The following is a 300-nucleotide window of genomic DNA, read 5'->3' on the forward strand; positions in this document are numbered from 1 at the left end:
AATGGTGGCGTCAAGTTCAAGCCCGAAGCCCAGCGAAAGCTTGGCAGAAGTCAGCCCTTTCGACTCGCTTTCCGCGTCTATGCTGCCTTCATGAGGCACTACGTGTGTGGTTGCCTTACCGAAAGCAAGCTCCAGCTTGAGCGCTTCTTCGTTGACCTCTGAACTGCTTAACCTGACCATGTCATTGTGTGCTTTGGGTGTGGAATTGCACCCAGCCAGAACGGTCAGTGCCACGGGTATCAAGATTACTTTGTTCATGCGATTAAATTCTATTCCGTTAAAAATGGCGCAAGTGTGCAG

Annotated in this window: 1 protein-coding gene; it reads right to left on the reverse strand. The window is 50.7% G+C overall.

Features of this window, described 5'->3' with window-relative positions; translation table 11 throughout:
• On the reverse strand, positions 1-258 hold a 258-nt coding region (locus CWB98_RS23430; RefSeq protein ID WP_138546972.1), incomplete at its 3' end, for a hypothetical protein.
• Positions 259-300: the final 42 nt, after the last annotated feature.

This window comes from Pseudoalteromonas rubra (genome assembly GCF_005887115.1).
Classification (GTDB): Bacteria; Pseudomonadota; Gammaproteobacteria; order Enterobacterales; family Alteromonadaceae; genus Pseudoalteromonas; species Pseudoalteromonas rubra_F.